Source organism: Nitratireductor aquibiodomus (genome assembly GCF_900105565.1).
Classification (GTDB): Bacteria; Pseudomonadota; Alphaproteobacteria; order Rhizobiales; family Rhizobiaceae; genus Nitratireductor; species Nitratireductor aquibiodomus.
On sequence record NZ_FNSL01000001.1, the window covers coordinates 1255137 to 1270098 of the forward strand.

At 59.8% G+C, this 14962-nt stretch carries 14 protein-coding genes and 1 pseudogene; 10 read left to right on the top strand and 5 right to left on the bottom strand.

Features of this window, described 5'->3' with window-relative positions; translation table 11 throughout:
* Positions 1–22: 22 nt before the first annotated feature.
* The 3 genes from BLW55_RS06040 to irrA (BLW55_RS06050) form a co-directional block, all read right to left on the bottom strand.
* On the bottom strand, positions 23–574 hold the full coding sequence (locus BLW55_RS06040) for a DUF2753 family protein (RefSeq protein ID WP_090327484.1): 552 nt from the start codon (positions 572–574) through the stop codon (positions 23–25).
* A gap of 214 nt (positions 575–788) precedes the next feature.
* On the bottom strand, positions 789–1298 hold the full coding sequence (irrA, locus tag BLW55_RS06045; RefSeq protein WP_090329903.1) for an iron response transcriptional regulator IrrA: 510 nt from the start codon (positions 1296–1298) through the stop codon (positions 789–791).
* Positions 1299–1330: 32 nt separating this feature from the next.
* Complete coding sequence (gene irrA, locus BLW55_RS06050) at positions 1331–1837, bottom strand: iron response transcriptional regulator IrrA (RefSeq protein ID WP_244509001.1); 507 nt, start codon at positions 1835–1837, stop codon at positions 1331–1333.
* A 161-nt stretch (positions 1838–1998) separates the two neighbouring features.
* Here irrA (BLW55_RS06050) and BLW55_RS06055 point away from each other — a divergent pair, with 161 nt between their 5' ends.
* The 9 genes from BLW55_RS06055 to BLW55_RS06095 all read left to right on the top strand — a co-directional run bounded on the left by BLW55_RS06055 (position 1999) and on the right by BLW55_RS06095 (position 11149).
* Complete coding sequence (locus tag BLW55_RS06055) at positions 1999–2973, top strand: metal ABC transporter solute-binding protein, Zn/Mn family (RefSeq protein ID WP_090327489.1); 975 nt, start codon at positions 1999–2001, stop codon at positions 2971–2973.
* 95 nt (positions 2974–3068) lie between these two features.
* The gene (locus tag BLW55_RS06060; protein ID WP_090327491.1) at positions 3069–3884 is read left to right on the top strand and encodes a metal ABC transporter ATP-binding protein; all 816 of its coding nucleotides are present in this window, start codon (positions 3069–3071) and stop codon (positions 3882–3884) included.
* 4 nt (positions 3885–3888) lie between these two features.
* A complete protein-coding gene (locus tag BLW55_RS06065) occupies positions 3889–5103 on the top strand; it encodes a metal ABC transporter permease (protein WP_090327494.1) in 1215 nt (404 codons plus the stop codon).
* Between the two features lie 29 nt (positions 5104–5132).
* Positions 5133–6059, top strand: a complete 927-nt coding sequence (locus tag BLW55_RS06070) for a metal ABC transporter permease (protein ID WP_090327497.1) — start codon at positions 5133–5135, stop codon at positions 6057–6059.
* A gap of 370 nt (positions 6060–6429) precedes the next feature.
* Complete coding sequence (locus BLW55_RS06075; RefSeq protein WP_090327500.1) at positions 6430–7518, top strand: ABC transporter substrate-binding protein; 1089 nt, start codon at positions 6430–6432, stop codon at positions 7516–7518.
* A gap of 2 nt (positions 7519–7520) precedes the next feature.
* Positions 7521–8573 carry a FecCD family ABC transporter permease gene (locus BLW55_RS06080; protein WP_090327502.1) on the top strand — a complete coding sequence of 351 codons (1053 nt, stop codon included), beginning with the start codon at positions 7521–7523 and terminating at the stop codon, positions 8571–8573.
* Positions 8570–9331: an ABC transporter ATP-binding protein gene (locus tag BLW55_RS06085; protein ID WP_090327505.1), complete on the top strand. Its 762-nt coding sequence runs from the start codon at positions 8570–8572 to the stop codon at positions 9329–9331. The genes BLW55_RS06080 and BLW55_RS06085 overlap by 4 nt, the downstream gene beginning before the upstream one ends.
* Entirely contained in the window at positions 9328–10632 is a 1305-nt protein-coding gene (locus BLW55_RS20920; protein ID WP_244509002.1) for a hypothetical protein, read from the top strand. The genes BLW55_RS06085 and BLW55_RS20920 overlap by 4 nt, the downstream gene beginning before the upstream one ends.
* Positions 10625–11149: a hypothetical protein gene (locus BLW55_RS06095; RefSeq protein WP_090327508.1), complete on the top strand. Its 525-nt coding sequence runs from the start codon at positions 10625–10627 to the stop codon at positions 11147–11149. The genes BLW55_RS20920 and BLW55_RS06095 overlap by 8 nt, the downstream gene beginning before the upstream one ends.
* A 327-nt stretch (positions 11150–11476) precedes the next feature.
* Here BLW55_RS06095 and BLW55_RS21130 read toward each other — a convergent pair.
* A pseudogene (locus tag BLW55_RS21130) lies at positions 11477–11599 on the bottom strand (transposase); the annotation flags it as partial.
* Positions 11600–12017: 418 nt separating this feature from the next.
* On the opposite strand from BLW55_RS21130, the gene BLW55_RS06100 reads away from it, so the two are divergent.
* Positions 12018–13094 (top strand): NAD/NADP octopine/nopaline dehydrogenase family protein, encoded by a 1077-nt coding sequence (locus BLW55_RS06100; protein WP_090327510.1) that lies wholly within the window; start codon positions 12018–12020, stop codon positions 13092–13094.
* A gap of 42 nt (positions 13095–13136) precedes the next feature.
* Here BLW55_RS06100 and BLW55_RS06105 read toward each other — a convergent pair whose 3' ends face one another.
* Entirely contained in the window at positions 13137–14954 is a 1818-nt protein-coding gene (locus BLW55_RS06105) for an ABC transporter ATP-binding protein (protein ID WP_244509003.1), read from the bottom strand.
* Between the last annotated feature and the right edge of the window lie 8 nt (positions 14955–14962).

Below are 14962 nucleotides of genomic sequence, written 5' to 3' on the forward strand. Positions count from 1 at the left end.
GTGCGGAGATCTGATCGTGGGATCACGAAAGCGGGCAGTGCGGGCAGTTGTCCCGCGCAAGTTCGGCATGTCGGGCAATGCGAAAAACGCTGAATGCGGCGTTGCGGACCGGCTCGACGATGCGATCAAGTTCCCCTGGCGGCGCATGGCGCTCGTTGAGGCGCACCGTCAATTCAGCCAGCGCGTTGCGCAGATTCCGGACGCATGAAATGCGCAGTTCGAGCGGCGAGGCCGGGTTCTGCGCCACCGCGAGAAGGCGCTCATAGGCGCGCCGGCAATAGGCCTCCGCTTCAGCGTTCTCACCAAGAGCCCGCGCCAGTTCGGCGAGATTGTGGCAGGAAACATTGTAGATAATCGGCGCCGGCCGCGCGTCGTGCTCCGCCGCGACCGCATCAAGCAAGCGTTCAGCCTCTGAGAGCGCCGCCTCATAGCATTTGCGCGCAGATGCGGTATCGCCTCCCCTGTAAAGAGCATTGGCTTCTTCGGTGAGGGTGCGCCAGCGCAGGTCGAAAGTCGGCCCGAGAGACGCTGGCGGCACCGTCCCGGAAGCCGGACCATTGATGTGTGGCCTCATGTCATGCGCCCTCACGGAATCTGCCGAACAGCAAGGCAATAAGCTCACGCGAAAACACCCCATCCGGAGCGAGCGGAACTGAAGAAAAATCAAGGACGGGCGGCCTGCCCCAGATGGTGTGCATGGGTTGTGTTCCTTTGACTATTGCTGAGAGTTCGAACCTGATTGCGGCGAGAAACTCCGTCCGGCCCGAAAAGAACGGCTCGCAATTGGGTCATCGGGGCATGTCACCGCCAGAGCCCGCGCGCCGGGCACACCCGCCGCTGCAGGCGTTGCGTGCTTTTTCAGGCTTTGACCTGCGAAGACGGATCACGACATCAACCCCGGCGATCTCGTAGCCAGCCGGAGCAGCCGGAAGCGCGCTGAAACAGACCGCGCCGGGTTCCACGTCCAGCACCCGGTCCTCAGCCTCCACGTAGAAATGGTGGTGATCGCCCGGATCCGTGTCGAAATGCATACGCTCGCCATTCATGCCGATCTTGCGGATCAGCCCGGCATCGGCAAACTGGTTGAGCGTATTGTAGACAGTGGCGAGCGATAAAGCGGTACTGTCGGCACGCGCATCCCGATGCAGGTCATCGGCGGTAACATGGCGATGTCGGCCGGTGGAAAACAGCAGGGCGGCAAGCGCGATACGCTGCCGCGTGGGACGTAACCCGCCCGCTTTCAGCATGTCCTGGAGCTCGTGACGCGCACTGCCCGTCCGCTCACGGGCCGCTCGCATCCTCTCCAAGGTTTCTTCCGGGATCTGAAGCATCAGGACGCCCCTTCCCCGGATCGAAATGACGGTCGGACCGGTTTTGCCGAACGCTCGCGTCTGACCCGCACGACGACATCCACACTCACAAGCTCATAGCCAAGCGGCGGAGGCGGAAGGTCATCAAGGGCGATAGCATTCATGGGAACATCCATCAGATGATCCTCGTCTTCCGCATAGAAGTGGTGGTGATGGTCGAGCTTCGTGTCGAAGTAACTCGTCGCTCCATAGACCGGCACCCGCCTCACGAGGCCCACTTCGCTGAAGCGGCGCAGGCTGTTGTAAACGCAGCTGATGGAGCCGGGCGCCCCCAGGCCCAACAGTTCCCGATGAAGCCCTTCGACCGACACATGCCTGCCACCGCACCCAAACAGGAGATCGACAAGCGCCATCCGCTGCCGTGTCGCGCGAAGACCCGCCTGCCTGAGAAGTGCGCGGGCAGCGGTATCGTCCGGTGCTTCCGCATTGCCTTCCCCCTGCCATGCCATGCCGACTGAACCAGCCACCACAATCTTCTCCTGAATATTTCAGTTGCAATTCATTCGCATTTGCATATTGTCTGCGATCGTCCCGGACGTCAATTGCATTTGCGAATGATTTGCAATTGGGAAGCAGATTTTCAGTGCGGTGCATCGCCATCGCAAACCAAACTCGACAGGAGAGTTGCATGTTCAACAAAATGAGGCGGTCTTTACTGGCCGCATTGGCCGCAACCGCGCTGGGGGCCATGAACCTCGTCACAACGGCAAGCGCTCAAGAAAAGATCGACGTGGTCGCAACCACGGGCATGATCGCCAACGCTGCCCGCCAGGTAGGCGGCGACCTGGTGAACGTGAAGGCGCTGATGGGACCGGGTGTGGACCCGCACGCCTATCGCCAGACCCGCACGGACATCTCCGCCATGACCAATGCAGACCTGGTGCTCTGGCACGGTCTCTTCCTGGAAGCGCAGATGCAGGACTTCATGCATGACCTTTCAGAGAAGCGGAATGTGGTCGCCGTTGCCGAAGGCCTGCCCAGGAACATGCTCCTCTCGCATGACGATTATGACGACAAGTTCGACCCGCATGTGTGGATGAACCCGAATCTCTGGTCCAAGGTCGTCATCTCCGTTCGTGATGCGCTGGCCGAGACCAACCCCGAACAGGCTGACGCCTTCAAGGCGAATGCCGCAAAGCACCTGGATGACGTGGCGCAGCTCGCCAACTATTCGACCAAGGTTCTCTCCTCCGTCCCCGCAGAAAGCCGCGTCCTCCTGACCGCGCATGACGCGTTCAACTATTTCGGTTCCGCTTACGGTTTCGAAGTGATGGGCATTCAGGGCATTTCGACAGAGAGTGAGGCCGGTCTCAACCGCATCGCCGAACTGGTCGATCTGCTCGTTAATCGCGATATCGGCGCGGTGTTCGTCGAATCATCCGTATCTGACCGCAATATCCGCGCACTCATCGAAGGCGCGGCCGCCAAGGGTCACGACGTCGTCATCGGCGGCGAACTGTTTTCCGATGCGATGGGGCCGGATGGCACCTATGAGGGCACTTACATCGGCATGATCGACCACAACACGACGATCATCACCCGCGCCCTCGGCGGCGAGGCCCCAGAGCGCGGAATGGCTGACAGGCTTGCAGTGGGCAGCTGACCGCAGCCCCCCGGAAGAGCGCCCTCGCTGGCGCTCTTCCGTTTTTCCGGATTCCATAAGCAGGGCCACCCCCGCAGTTTAAAAGGCAACAAGACATGAGTGAAGCAGCGGTGGAACTGGTCTCCCCAGGCGGCCAGACAACCAATCCCCACGGTTCAGTGGAGACCCCATTGGCCGTGCAGGGCGTCACCGTATCCTATGGCGAGAAGCCCGCAGTATTCTCGGTCGACGCTTCGATTCCGGCCGAGAGCATGACCGCGATCATCGGGCCGAACGGTGCAGGAAAGTCCACACTTCTGAAAGCCGTTCTTGGCATCGTTCCGCGCCTTTCAGGCAGCGTAACGGTGTTTGGCGAGCCCTTCACCAGAGCCCGACACCGTGTCGCCTATGTACCGCAGCGCGCTTCCGTCGACTGGGATTTCCCCACCCGGGTGATCGATGTGGTCATGATGGGGCTGTTTCGCGAACTGGGTCTGCTCAAACTCGTCCGCCGGGAACATCACAAGACCGCGCTGGCCTGCCTGGAACGGGTCGGCATGGTGGATTTCGCACAACGGCAGATCGGCCAGCTCTCCGGCGGACAGCAGCAGCGCGTCTTTCTTGCCCGCGCCCTGGCCCAGAACGCCGATCTCTACCTTCTGGACGAGCCCTTCGCCGGCGTGGATGCGGCTACCGAAAGAGCAATCATCGATGTCTTGAAATCGCTCAAGGCCGACAAGCGCACCGTCGTATGCGTACACCACGATCTGGCGACCGTTGCGGACTATTTCGATCATGTTCTGCTGATCAATGTCCGCAAGATGGCTGAAGGACCGGTCGCCACAACCTTCACCGGCAAGAACCTCCAGAAAACCTATGGTGGACGCCTGGCAACCGCGCATATCGATCAACTGAATCTTTCGGCAGCCTAGTCCCATGTCGAGCAATTTCATCAACGCCCTGCTATTGCAGTCCGGTTATAACGCCGCACTCGTCGCCATCGGAGCGACGCTGCTCGGGATCGCTGCCGGGAGCGGCGGGACCTTTCTTTTCCTGCGCAAGCGCGCGCTGGTCAGTGACGCCGTCGCGCATGCCACCCTGCCTGGCGTCGGCATCGCCTTCATGCTGATGGTCGCGTTTGGCGGCGACGGCCGGAGTCTCATCGGCCTACTTCTCGGCTCTGCCATCAGCGCCGGCATCGGCCTCCTTATCGTCGAATGGATTTCCCGACGCACGCGCCTTGCCGAAGACGCCGCAATCGGTGCGGTTCTGTCGGTCTTCTTCGGTTTCGGCATCGTTCTTCTGACGATCATCCAGACCATGTCGCGTGGCAAGCAGGCAGGTCTGGAAGGGTTTCTGCTCGGCTCCACCGCCGGCATGCTGTTCCAGGATGCGGTGGTCATCGCCATCGGTGGCGCACTGTCCGTTCTTGCGGTGATCATGCTGCGCCGCCCCATGACGCTGGTTGCGTTCGATCCGGAGTTTGCAGCCGCCTCTGGCGTCAATGTTCGCAGGACTGATCTGGCGATGATGGGTCTTGTGATGGCTGTCACGGTGATCGGCCTGAAGCTCGTCGGCCTGATCCTTGTCGTGGCAATGCTCATCATCCCACCCGTCACCGCCCGCTTCTGGACCGACCGAACAGATCACGTGATATGGATTGCAGGCGCTGTGGGTGGCCTCTCCGGTTACATCGGCACGGCGCTTTCGGCCTCCGCTCCCAAAATGCCAACCGGGCCAATCATCGTCATTGTGTGCTTTGCGCTCTTCGCACTGTCACTTCTGCTCGCGCCCAATCGCGGTGTTCTGGCGGCCGTTTTCCGTCATTTGCGTTTTCAGCGCAGGGTGCACATGCGTCAGGGGCTGCTCGCTCTCGCGCATCAGGAGCAGATCTTCGACCCACTCACCATTCGGGTTCTGCGCCGCGCAGGTCTCATACGGGCCGACAGTGTGGCGACGGCCAAGGGAAAGGCGCTCGCATCGAAAACGCTGCGCGACGAGAAGCGCTGGGAAGTTGCACGCCAGATCCACCAGGACGATGTCATTTCCGGTCGCTATGACGGCCTCACCCCCATCGAAGCCATCCTCACCCGAGACGAAATCTCGGAGATCGACCGGCATCTCGGCCCACCCGTTCCGGCAACCGCCTGAAACGTCTGCATTCAAAGGACTTCCTACTCATGGGTTCCGAATTTGTTCAGTTGAGCCTGACACCGCTTCTGATCGGCATCTTCGCAGCAATTGCCTGCGCACTGCCAGGCAATTTTCTCATCCTTCGCCGGCAGGCTCTCATCGGCGACGCCATCAGCCATGTCGTTCTTCCCGGCATCGTCGTCGCCTTCCTTATAACCGGTTCCATCACCACATGGCCGATGATGCTCGGTGCCGCCGGCGCTGCGGTCGCTGCCGTCATTCTCATCGAGCTCATCAAGCGGCTGGGGCGCATCGAACCTGGCGCAGCAATGGGGGTTGCATTCACCTCGCTGTTTGCTGGCGGTGTTCTCCTGCTCGAACAGAGCGACACGAGCACCGTTCATCTCGACGTTCAGCACGCGCTTTATGGCAATCTGGAAAGCCTGATCTGGCTTTCCGCCGATGGCTGGCAGTCGCTTACGGATGCTGCGGCGCTGGCCGATCTGCCTCCGGAATTGCCGCGCATGGCGGTCGTGACACTCGTCATCACTCTGCTAACGGTTCTGTTCTGGCGTCCCCTGAAGCTCTCTACCTTCGATGAGGGCTTCGCCGGCACGATCGGCGTTCCAACCACAGCCTTCAGTTTCGGGCTTGTGGTGACGGCCGCAGTCGCTGCCGTTGCGGCGTTCGACGCCGTCGGGTCGATCATCGTCATCGCGATGTTCATCTGCCCGCCCGGTGCGGCCCGGCTGATGACCAACCGGTTGGAAATCCAGGTTTTGTGGAGCGTCGTCTTCGCGACCCTTTCAGCAACAATCGGCTATGTCCTGGCCGGTTACGGACCGTTGTGGCTGGGCAGTGAGCATGCAGTCAGTGCCGCTGGCATGATCGCCACGGTATCAGGCATCATCCTGGGTCTGACCTGCCTCTTCGCACCGCACCGCGCCCGCCTCGGCGCGCCCCGGGACGCCTGATACTCTTGTTGACGCCGCAAGGGACATCACGTCAGCGAGAAAACCTCGGTGACGTGATGTTCTCTGCGCGGGTCATTCGGTCATGCTTGTCAATTTGAGAACGCGCTAGCTTCAACTCGCGGACTATTCAGGGGAAAAGCTCACGCCTGCAGTTCGCGGGCGGCACGAAACGTCCGCAACGCATCTGCGCTTCATGTCCGTCCCGATCGCGACCCGCGGGCTGGTCAGAGCAGTCTCATCAATCGTTCCCGCATTCACCCAAATCCTCGAACGAACCATTCCATAGAAGCAGAATATAACTTGACATTATGAGTCACATTTATATGCATCCAGAAACCTTCCTATTTTTATCCAGTTTTCGGAGTCCTCAATGTCCTGCTTTAAATTCCCACTCGGTGGCGTGGTGGCGCTCGCATCCGTTTGCTTATCTGGAAGTTCCCTCGCGGAACCGATCAGCATCATCGATCACGAAAACCGCACCATCACGCTAAACAAGCCTGCGGAACGGATCGCCTCCATCCCCATTCCGATGGCCTCGACAATCATTGCGATGGATGGCGGTACGTCGAAGCTGGCCGGTATGAACCCGACCGCAAAAAGCGCAATCATGCAGGGCATTCTTGGAAAGATCTTTCCTGAAGCTCAGAACATTCCCTCCGACATCACGGCGCCGAACTTCATCCCCAATGTGGAGGAACTCGCGGCGACCAACCCCAATCTGGTGGTTCAGTGGGCCGGTCGCGGGGCCGACTACGTAGACCCCATCACCAATGCCGGTCTGAACGCGCTTCTGATCTCCTATGGAACGGAAGAGAAGGCCCGCCAGTATCAGTCGATGGTCGCAACAGCGATGGGCAAGCCCGAACGCGCCGAGGCCAACACCCGCTGGCGCGAAGAAGTGGCGACCGAGATGGCCGACAAGGCCAAAGCGATCACCGAAACCGACAAGCCAAGGGTGCTTTATCTTCTGCGCGCGCTCGAGAGCATGAAAGCCTCAGGCGCCAAAGGCAATTACAACACGTTCTACATCGAACTGGCAGGCGGGCTCTCTGCATCAGCCGATCTTGAAGGCAATGGCGTGACCATCAGCCCGGAACAGATTGCGGAATGGAATCCCGACGTGATCCTGCTGAACAGCTTTGAAGCCGATCTCGATCTGGAGCGCATCCATGACGATCCCATCCTGTCATTGACCAATGCTGCGCAGGACGGACGCGTCTACAAGATGCCGCTTGGCGGCTATCGCTGGGATCCGCCGAACCAGGAAAGCCCGCTCACCTGGATGTGGCTTGCCAATCTGCTCCACCCGCAGGTGTTCCAGTACGATCTGCGCGCGGAGATGAAGGATGCGTATCAGAAACTGTACGGCTATGATCTGACCGAACAGGACATCGACGATATCCTGCGGCTGAACACACAGGGTGAGACGGCGAACTACGCCCAGTTCAGGGCGCAGTAACAATGAGCCTCATTACCCGGGAGGCCGGACGACGCAGTGTCGCCGGCCTTCAGGCAGGTGTGTTTGGCGTGATGATCGCCGTGCTCATCGCATCGCTCCTGTTTGCAATCGGCGCCGGCCGTTTCTCCGTCGACACACCGCGAATCGCGCAGATCCTGTTTGCTGCGGCGACCAACCCCACCGCGTCCATCGGGCAGATGGATGAGCGCATCGTGCTGCTCGTGCGCCTGCCACGCGTGCTTCTGGCGGCTCTTTCGGGGGCAGCACTGGCGGTTGGCGGCGCAGCACTGCAGGGTGTCTTTCGCAACCCGCTTGTTTCGCAGCAGGTGCTCGGGATCAGCCAGGGTGCGGCCTTCGGCGGCGCACTGGCCATCCTCTTTGGCTATGCCGGTGTCATTCTGCTCGGCATGTCCTTCGCTATGGGCCTGGTGGCGCTTGTTCTGGTCGGACTGCTCGCCCGCATCAATGGTCGTACAGAGATCATCACCGTCATTCTATCGGGCATGATCGTTGGCTCGCTTTTCGCTGCGCTCGTATCAATCGTCCAGTTCGTCGCCGATCCCAACACATCATTGCCGGCGATCGTCTACTGGTTGATGGGCTCTTTCTCGACCGCGACATGGCCGCGCCTGTGGCTTGCCGTTCCCGGCATGATGCTTGGGCTGCTTCTCATCTGGCTTATGCGTTACCGGCTGAACCTTCTTGCGCTGGAGGAACAGGAAGCGCGCGCTCTTGGCGTCAATCCAGACCGCGAGCGCTGGTATGTCTTCATCGCGATAGCGCTGATGACGGGCACATCCGTTGCTGTTGCCGGCATAATCGGCTGGATCGGCCTGGTGGTCCCGCACGCAGCCCGCATTCTGGTCGGTGAGGATCACCGGGTCGTGATCCCTGCCTCTGCCCTTCTCGGGGCAGCCTATCTGACCTTTATCGACACGCTCGCGCGCACGCTGACAGCGGCTGAAATTCCGCTTGGCGTCCTTACGGCCCTCATCGGAGCGCCCGTATTTGCGTTCCTGCTGCGGCGTCATTTCAAGGAGGTGAACCGGGCATGATCGGTTTGCAGAATGCTACGGTCTCCTTTGGCGACCGGGCTCTTTTCACAAACATCAGCTTCGAAGTGCCCGTGGGACGCTCCATGGCGGTGCTTGGCCCCAATGGACGGGGAAAGACCACGCTTTTGCGCGCACTTCTGGGGTTTCAGCCTCTCTCGGGGGGCGCGAGGAAAGCCCCGCGGGTGACCGGCTATGTGCCGCAGCACGGCGCATCGCAGGCGAGGATGACGGGTGCCGAAGTGGTTATAATGGGCCGCGCTGATCGCCTGGGCCTGTTCGGCCAGCCCCAGGCGCAGGACCGTGCGGCTGCGCTTGAAGCCTTGTCCGAAATCGGCGCGAACCATCTGGCGGATCTGCGTTATGATCGAATGTCGGGCGGGCAGCGCCAGATGGTGCTCATCGCCCGTGCACTGGCGACGGGCTCACCGGCGCTGGTCTTCGACGAACCAACATCAGCGCTGGACCTCGGCAATCAGGCCCGAACGCTGGAACTGCTCGATGGGCTGCGTGAGCGGCGGGACAGGGCGATCCTGTTCACCACGCACGACCCCAATCATGCGCTGGCAGCGGCCGACGACGTTCTCATGATGATGCCTGGCGGCCAGGAAGTACACGGCCCTGTCCGAGAGATGATCGAACCCGCACGGCTTTCTGAACTCTACGGTGTGCCCATGTGCTGGGTCGACGTCGACGACCCGTCCGGTGCGCAACGCCAGGCCATCGTTCCCGCATTCGCAGGCATCGAGGCCGCCGCATGAGTGTTCTCTACCTGCACTCCACCTACGAGGAACCGGCACAGGCGGTTCGTGATGCAGCTACCCGGGGTGAAGTCTCAATTGTTCGTCAGAATGAGCTGACGCCCGGCATCCTGCTGGCGCACAAGGGGCTGATCACCGGCAACCAGCTTGACCAGAATACCATGATGACGATGAGGGATACCCTCACGGCATTCCTTGATGCCGGTGGCCGCTGGTTTTTCAATGGTCACATGGTGCGACCGCTGATCGATGGCCTTTCCCAGTATCGACCGATCTGCCAACCAAAGCGTGCCGACTTAGACCTGATCTCGGTCAACCGGCACCCGCTGTTCGATGGCATCGATCTGGAAAAACTGGAAACCAACAAGGGCGTTGCCGGGTTTTATGGCCGAGGCTGCAACCCGCCACCGCCGGGCGCTGTGGTCATCAACGGGCTTGGTTCCACGCATGTGCCGGTCGACTGGGTCTGGAGCCGGCCGGAAGGTGGCCGCGTCTTTTCCCATTCCGGCAATGACCTGGGCTCGATGGGGCGCGAATGGGGGCTCTCTCCGCAGCTTGCCCGACGCATAATCGACTGGGCGGGCGGCGGTACGTGCCTTTCAACACCGGTTTTTGCTGCCAAAGCATCGCAGGCGGAGACGAAACTTGCGCCGGCTGAGACCTATAGCGGGATGAAGTCGTCGCGGAGCAGGAAGCGTCGCCTCATAGCGCCCTCATCGGGGACCTATTATCACATCCACAGCCTTGAGAGCCCACGCTACGAAGACACATTTGACGTTGTCTGCGCCCCGGAGATGCTGGCAGATGAGCTGCGGCCGAGTGATGCCCTGTGGGTGCCATGCCGTACACCGGCGCACAGGATGATCGAACAGCGCGATGTGGTGCTACGCCACCTTGAGGCAGGCGGAACGGTTGTTGCACTTGGCGAAAGCCGCTCCGATCTCTGGATGCCCGGCATTGAATTCACGTCAGTTCCAACCAATTGGTGGTGGTGGCTTGAGCCGGGCGCAGATCTCGGCGTGTCCATCATTGCCCCGGACCACGCCTTGCTGGCCGGCATGGGCAGGAAGGATCTAGCCTGGCACCTGCATGGCTGGTTCAGACCGCCTGAAGGCGCGCATGTGCTGGCGACCGACCGCGAGGATCGCGCGATCCTCTACGAGGATACGGTTACCACACCCGGCCGGATGATTGTTTCGTCGCTGGACCCGTTTTTCCACCATGGCTCACACTTCATGCCTGCCACCACGCGCTTTCTTGATCGCTTTATTCCCAACCTGAAAGACTATCTGAATGCATGACAAGATTACCGTTCTTGAGAACGGAACCGAACTTACCTTCACTTTCGACCAGCTTTTGACCTTTCATGGCGGCGGATTCCCCGGTGGGGTGGTGCATGGTCTGAAAGCCATGCAGGCTGCCTTTCCGCTCCTGTCGGATGGACTTGTCGAACGGAGAGAGATTTCCATCCTGACGGCCTTTTCTGGCCCAGGCGGTCGGGATGCGCTGGAAGCCGTGACACGCGCGCTGACCGATGATCGTCTGACGGTCGATCGTTCCATCGGCGGCAAGGACGTCATTTCAGACTTGCCGGGGCCGTATCTGTTCCGGTTCAGCTATCGGGGACGCACTGCCGAAGCCACGATCAAAGCGGGCCATGTTCGTGAAGAATTCGTGGTGCTCGGCGCGAAGAAAGACAAGTCGCCCGAAGAGATTACGCGCCATGAAGCGCTGAAATCAGAAATGGCGCAACGCCTCCTGCCCCTGCCGGCTGACGAGATCTACAACGTTCGCGTTCTGGCTGATACGCAGGCATAAATCGCCGAGCATCCATTCGGACGCGCGATGGACAATCTGAACTCTTGATAAGCATCGGACCGAAACGCAGAAAGCGTTTTCGGTCCGATGCGCTGACTTCGCCGCACACTTGGCCTTGCAACACGCTGCGAACCACCTCTTTCCATTACTGTTTGCGGGTGGCACGGCGGATGTCCTTGATGACCTTCTGCGCCGGCTCCTTCTGTGTCCCGGATCTCAGTCTTATCTTTGCTCCTTAAACGGCTACGATGAACCAGAAATCCTCCTCTATCCGTTAAGCCGAAATTGTCTCGTTGGCCCTGAAGCCGGACACCATAGGGGCAGGCTACTCACCTGGTTCGGATGCCCCTGATACTCGGCTACAATCTCCTGGATCGTCTTGTCACCACGCAAAGCCTCAAGCGCAACCTTCCCTTTAAACGTGTCAGAAAAATACCGGCGTTTCACCATTTTCGTATCACTTCAGATCAATGGGATACACCTTAACAACCTGTCCGGGTTTCCTGGACCACGTCAGTTTGGGTCATGCAATAGAATCGCACAAGCCAATCGCCACTCGGTTAATGTTACAATGCCGACCGGAGCGAAAGCCGTGCCCGCCGGAATCGAGCCTTTTCGTACCATCAAGAAAGCCAGTCTGAGAACTGCGAAACCAGGGTGATCAACGAGATCAGCTTTGTGCCGAGCCATTGCCAGAAGCGGCAAGCACCACCGACGGAAAACGCTATTCTATACCGTTAATGCAACGGCCCCTTTGAACTGTCAGGAAACGACATAACGAACAGTTATATCGGACACAAAATTCAGACTTTGCACCCCGTCAAGAAGCCTGCTTTGTCCGCATCACAACCAATGACACGGAGTTCCAATGCAGGTATCCATTCTTGGCGCTGGCGGCGTCGCCTATTCCTATGCCGCTGTCCTGGCATCTCGCGGTCATCAACCGATGATCTGGTCACCTTCCGGAACGCGCGGCCATGAACTAGCTGAAGGGGCGAACCTGGCCGCAAGCAATGCGCTTGAGGGAAGTTTCGCTGTAAGCGTAGCAGCGAGCCCCGAACAGGCAGCGACACCAGATGTGTTGATCCTCGCCGTCCCCGCTTATGGTTATCGTGCCGTGCTGGATCGAATCGTGCCGGCCCTGCGCGATGGGCAGACCGTGATCATCAGTGCGCATCTGAGCTTCGCCGCACTGTACCTCTCCCGGCTTCTTGCCGAACGGCGGCTATCCTGCTCCATCGTGGTCTGGAACACCACCGCTTCGACCGGACGCCAGACCGGACCGACAGCCGTTTCCATCTCGCTCTTACGGCCGAAGGTCGAAATGGCGGTGATCCCTGTTGATGCGGGAGATCCGGCGCTGGCGCTGTGCCGTGATCTCTTTGGAGACCGGTTTTCGCTGAAATCTGACCTGATCAGCGTCGATCTAGGCAATATCAATCCAGTGGTGCACTACGGTATTGCCATGTTCAACCTTACCCGGATGGAGCTTGCCGAGGACTGGGCACAACAGGCTCATATCACCCCCGCTGTCGCACGGTTTCTGGAAGACCTGGACCGTGAGCGGCAGGCGGTCGCTTCAGCGTTTGACGTCCAAACGCGCAGCATTCAGCAGGCCTACGCAATACCCGGAAAGGTCGAAATCGGCCCGCTGGCCGAAATGTTGTGCCAGATCGTGGCGATGCGAAAAGGCGTGAACGGCCCCAAGACACTGGACACCCGCTACGTCACCGAAGATGTGCCCTATGGTCTACTGACAACGATCCGACTGGCCGAGATGACAGGCGTGGAGGTTCCTCTGCACCGCGCGGGAGCCACCATTTTTTCCTCACTCTACGGGCGAGACTTCGCCTCGGAAAACCGCATACTTCCGGAAATTGCAACGGCATTTGCCTCGGTCGACATACTGCGCGAAGCGGTCAGCCAGGGCTGGGCAGCGGTCTGACGCAATGCGTCACCGGGCGATACAGTCCCGGTGGCCACACTCTTAGTGTTCCATCACCAGATGATCTTCTCCGACCTCGTAGTAGCTCCGGATCGGAGGAGCGTAGTCAGCGGACCGGATCGGGCTGGGAATCTCGTCAGTTGCAATCGATTGCCTGACCCGCCGTCGTGCCGGGTCGGGCACAGGGACGGCTGAAAGTAACTTGCGCGTATAGGGGTGTTGCGGGTTACCAAACACCTGCGCACGCGGTCCGATCTCGACAATCTCACCCAGATACATCACTGCCACGCGGTGGCTGACACGCTCCACCACCGCCATGTCATGGCTGATGAACAGGTAGGCCAATCCTAGCTGGGCTTGAAGTTCCAGCATCAGGTTGACAATCTGCGCCTTGATCGAGACATCCAGCGCCGAAACGCTCTCATCCGCCACGATCAGCTGCGGCTCCATGCCAAGCGCGCGGGCAATGCAGATACGCTGGCGTTGCCCACCCGAGAATTCGTGCGGATAACGTTCGCCCACGGCTGCTGGCAGCCCAACCTGTTCCAGCAACATCGCCACCCGCTTGCGAACCGTCTTCTGGCTGGCCAATCCATGCACCAGCAACGGCTCGGCAATCGCGGCACCGACAGTCTGGCGCGGGTCGAGGCTGGCAAACGGGTCCTGAAAGATCATCTGCATCCGGTAGCGCTCAGTCTGTAAGCGAGCGCCACTCAGTTCAGCAAGGGATTGCCCCGCAATCCGGACTTCGCCTGACCGAGGCTTTTCCAGATGCAGAATTGACCGGCCGGTGGTTGACTTACCGCAACCACTCTCTCCCACCAGAGCAAGGGTTTCGCCTGCACGTAAATCGAAGGAGACATTCTCCACCGCATGCACCCTGCCACGCACCGTACGGAACAAACCACCACGGATGTCGAACCGTGTGCATAGGTTCCGCACCTGCAAGAGCGGTTCCTTGTCCCTTTGAACCGTATCCACCTCAGGCACGGCCGGAGTGATCGCCTGCCCGTTCTCATCCATTTCGGGAAAGGGTGTGGGACGATCAGCGCTGTCCATTGCCCCCAGTCTGGGCACCGCAAACAGAAGCTTTCGGGTATAGGGATGTGTTGGCGAGGCGAAGATTTCGCGGCAATCGCCTGTTTCCATCACATCGCCACGGCGCATCACCACCGCCCGGTCTGCAATTTCGGCAACAACTCCCATGTCGTGAGTAATAAACAGGACACCCATCTTTTCTTCATCCTGCAACTCCTTGATGAGATGCAGGATCTGCGCCTGAATAGTCACGTCCAATGCCGTTGTCGGTTCATCGGCGATCAGAAGGCGGGGGCGACAGGCAAGTGCAATGGCAATCATCACTCGCTGCCGCATTCCACCCGAAAATTGGTGCGGGAACTCGCCCAGCCGCCGCTTGGCCGAGGGAATGCGTACTCGATCCAGCAGTGCCAGCGCCTCGCTCGATGCCGCGCGTCCGGTCATTCCGCGGTGGATAGAAAGTGATTCCGCGATCTGCTCGCCAACCGTCATCGTAGGATTGAGCGAAGTCATCGGCTCCTGAAAGATCATGGCGATCCGATTGCCTCGAATGTCAGCCATACTGCTTTCATCAAGCCGAGTCAGGTCCTGACCTTCAAAGCTTATGCTTCCCCGGGCGATCCGCGCACCAGGTGGCAAGAGCCGTAGAATCGACAGGGCCGTGACCGACTTGCCCGAACCGGATTCCCCAACAACCGCCAAAGTCTCGTTCTCGTGAATCTGCATCGAAAGGTCGTGCACCGCGGACTGCCACCCGTCCCGGCCACGAAATTCCGTCCTGAGGTTCCGAACGTCGAGAATTGGAGAAAGGTCTTTTGTCACTGCAGTGC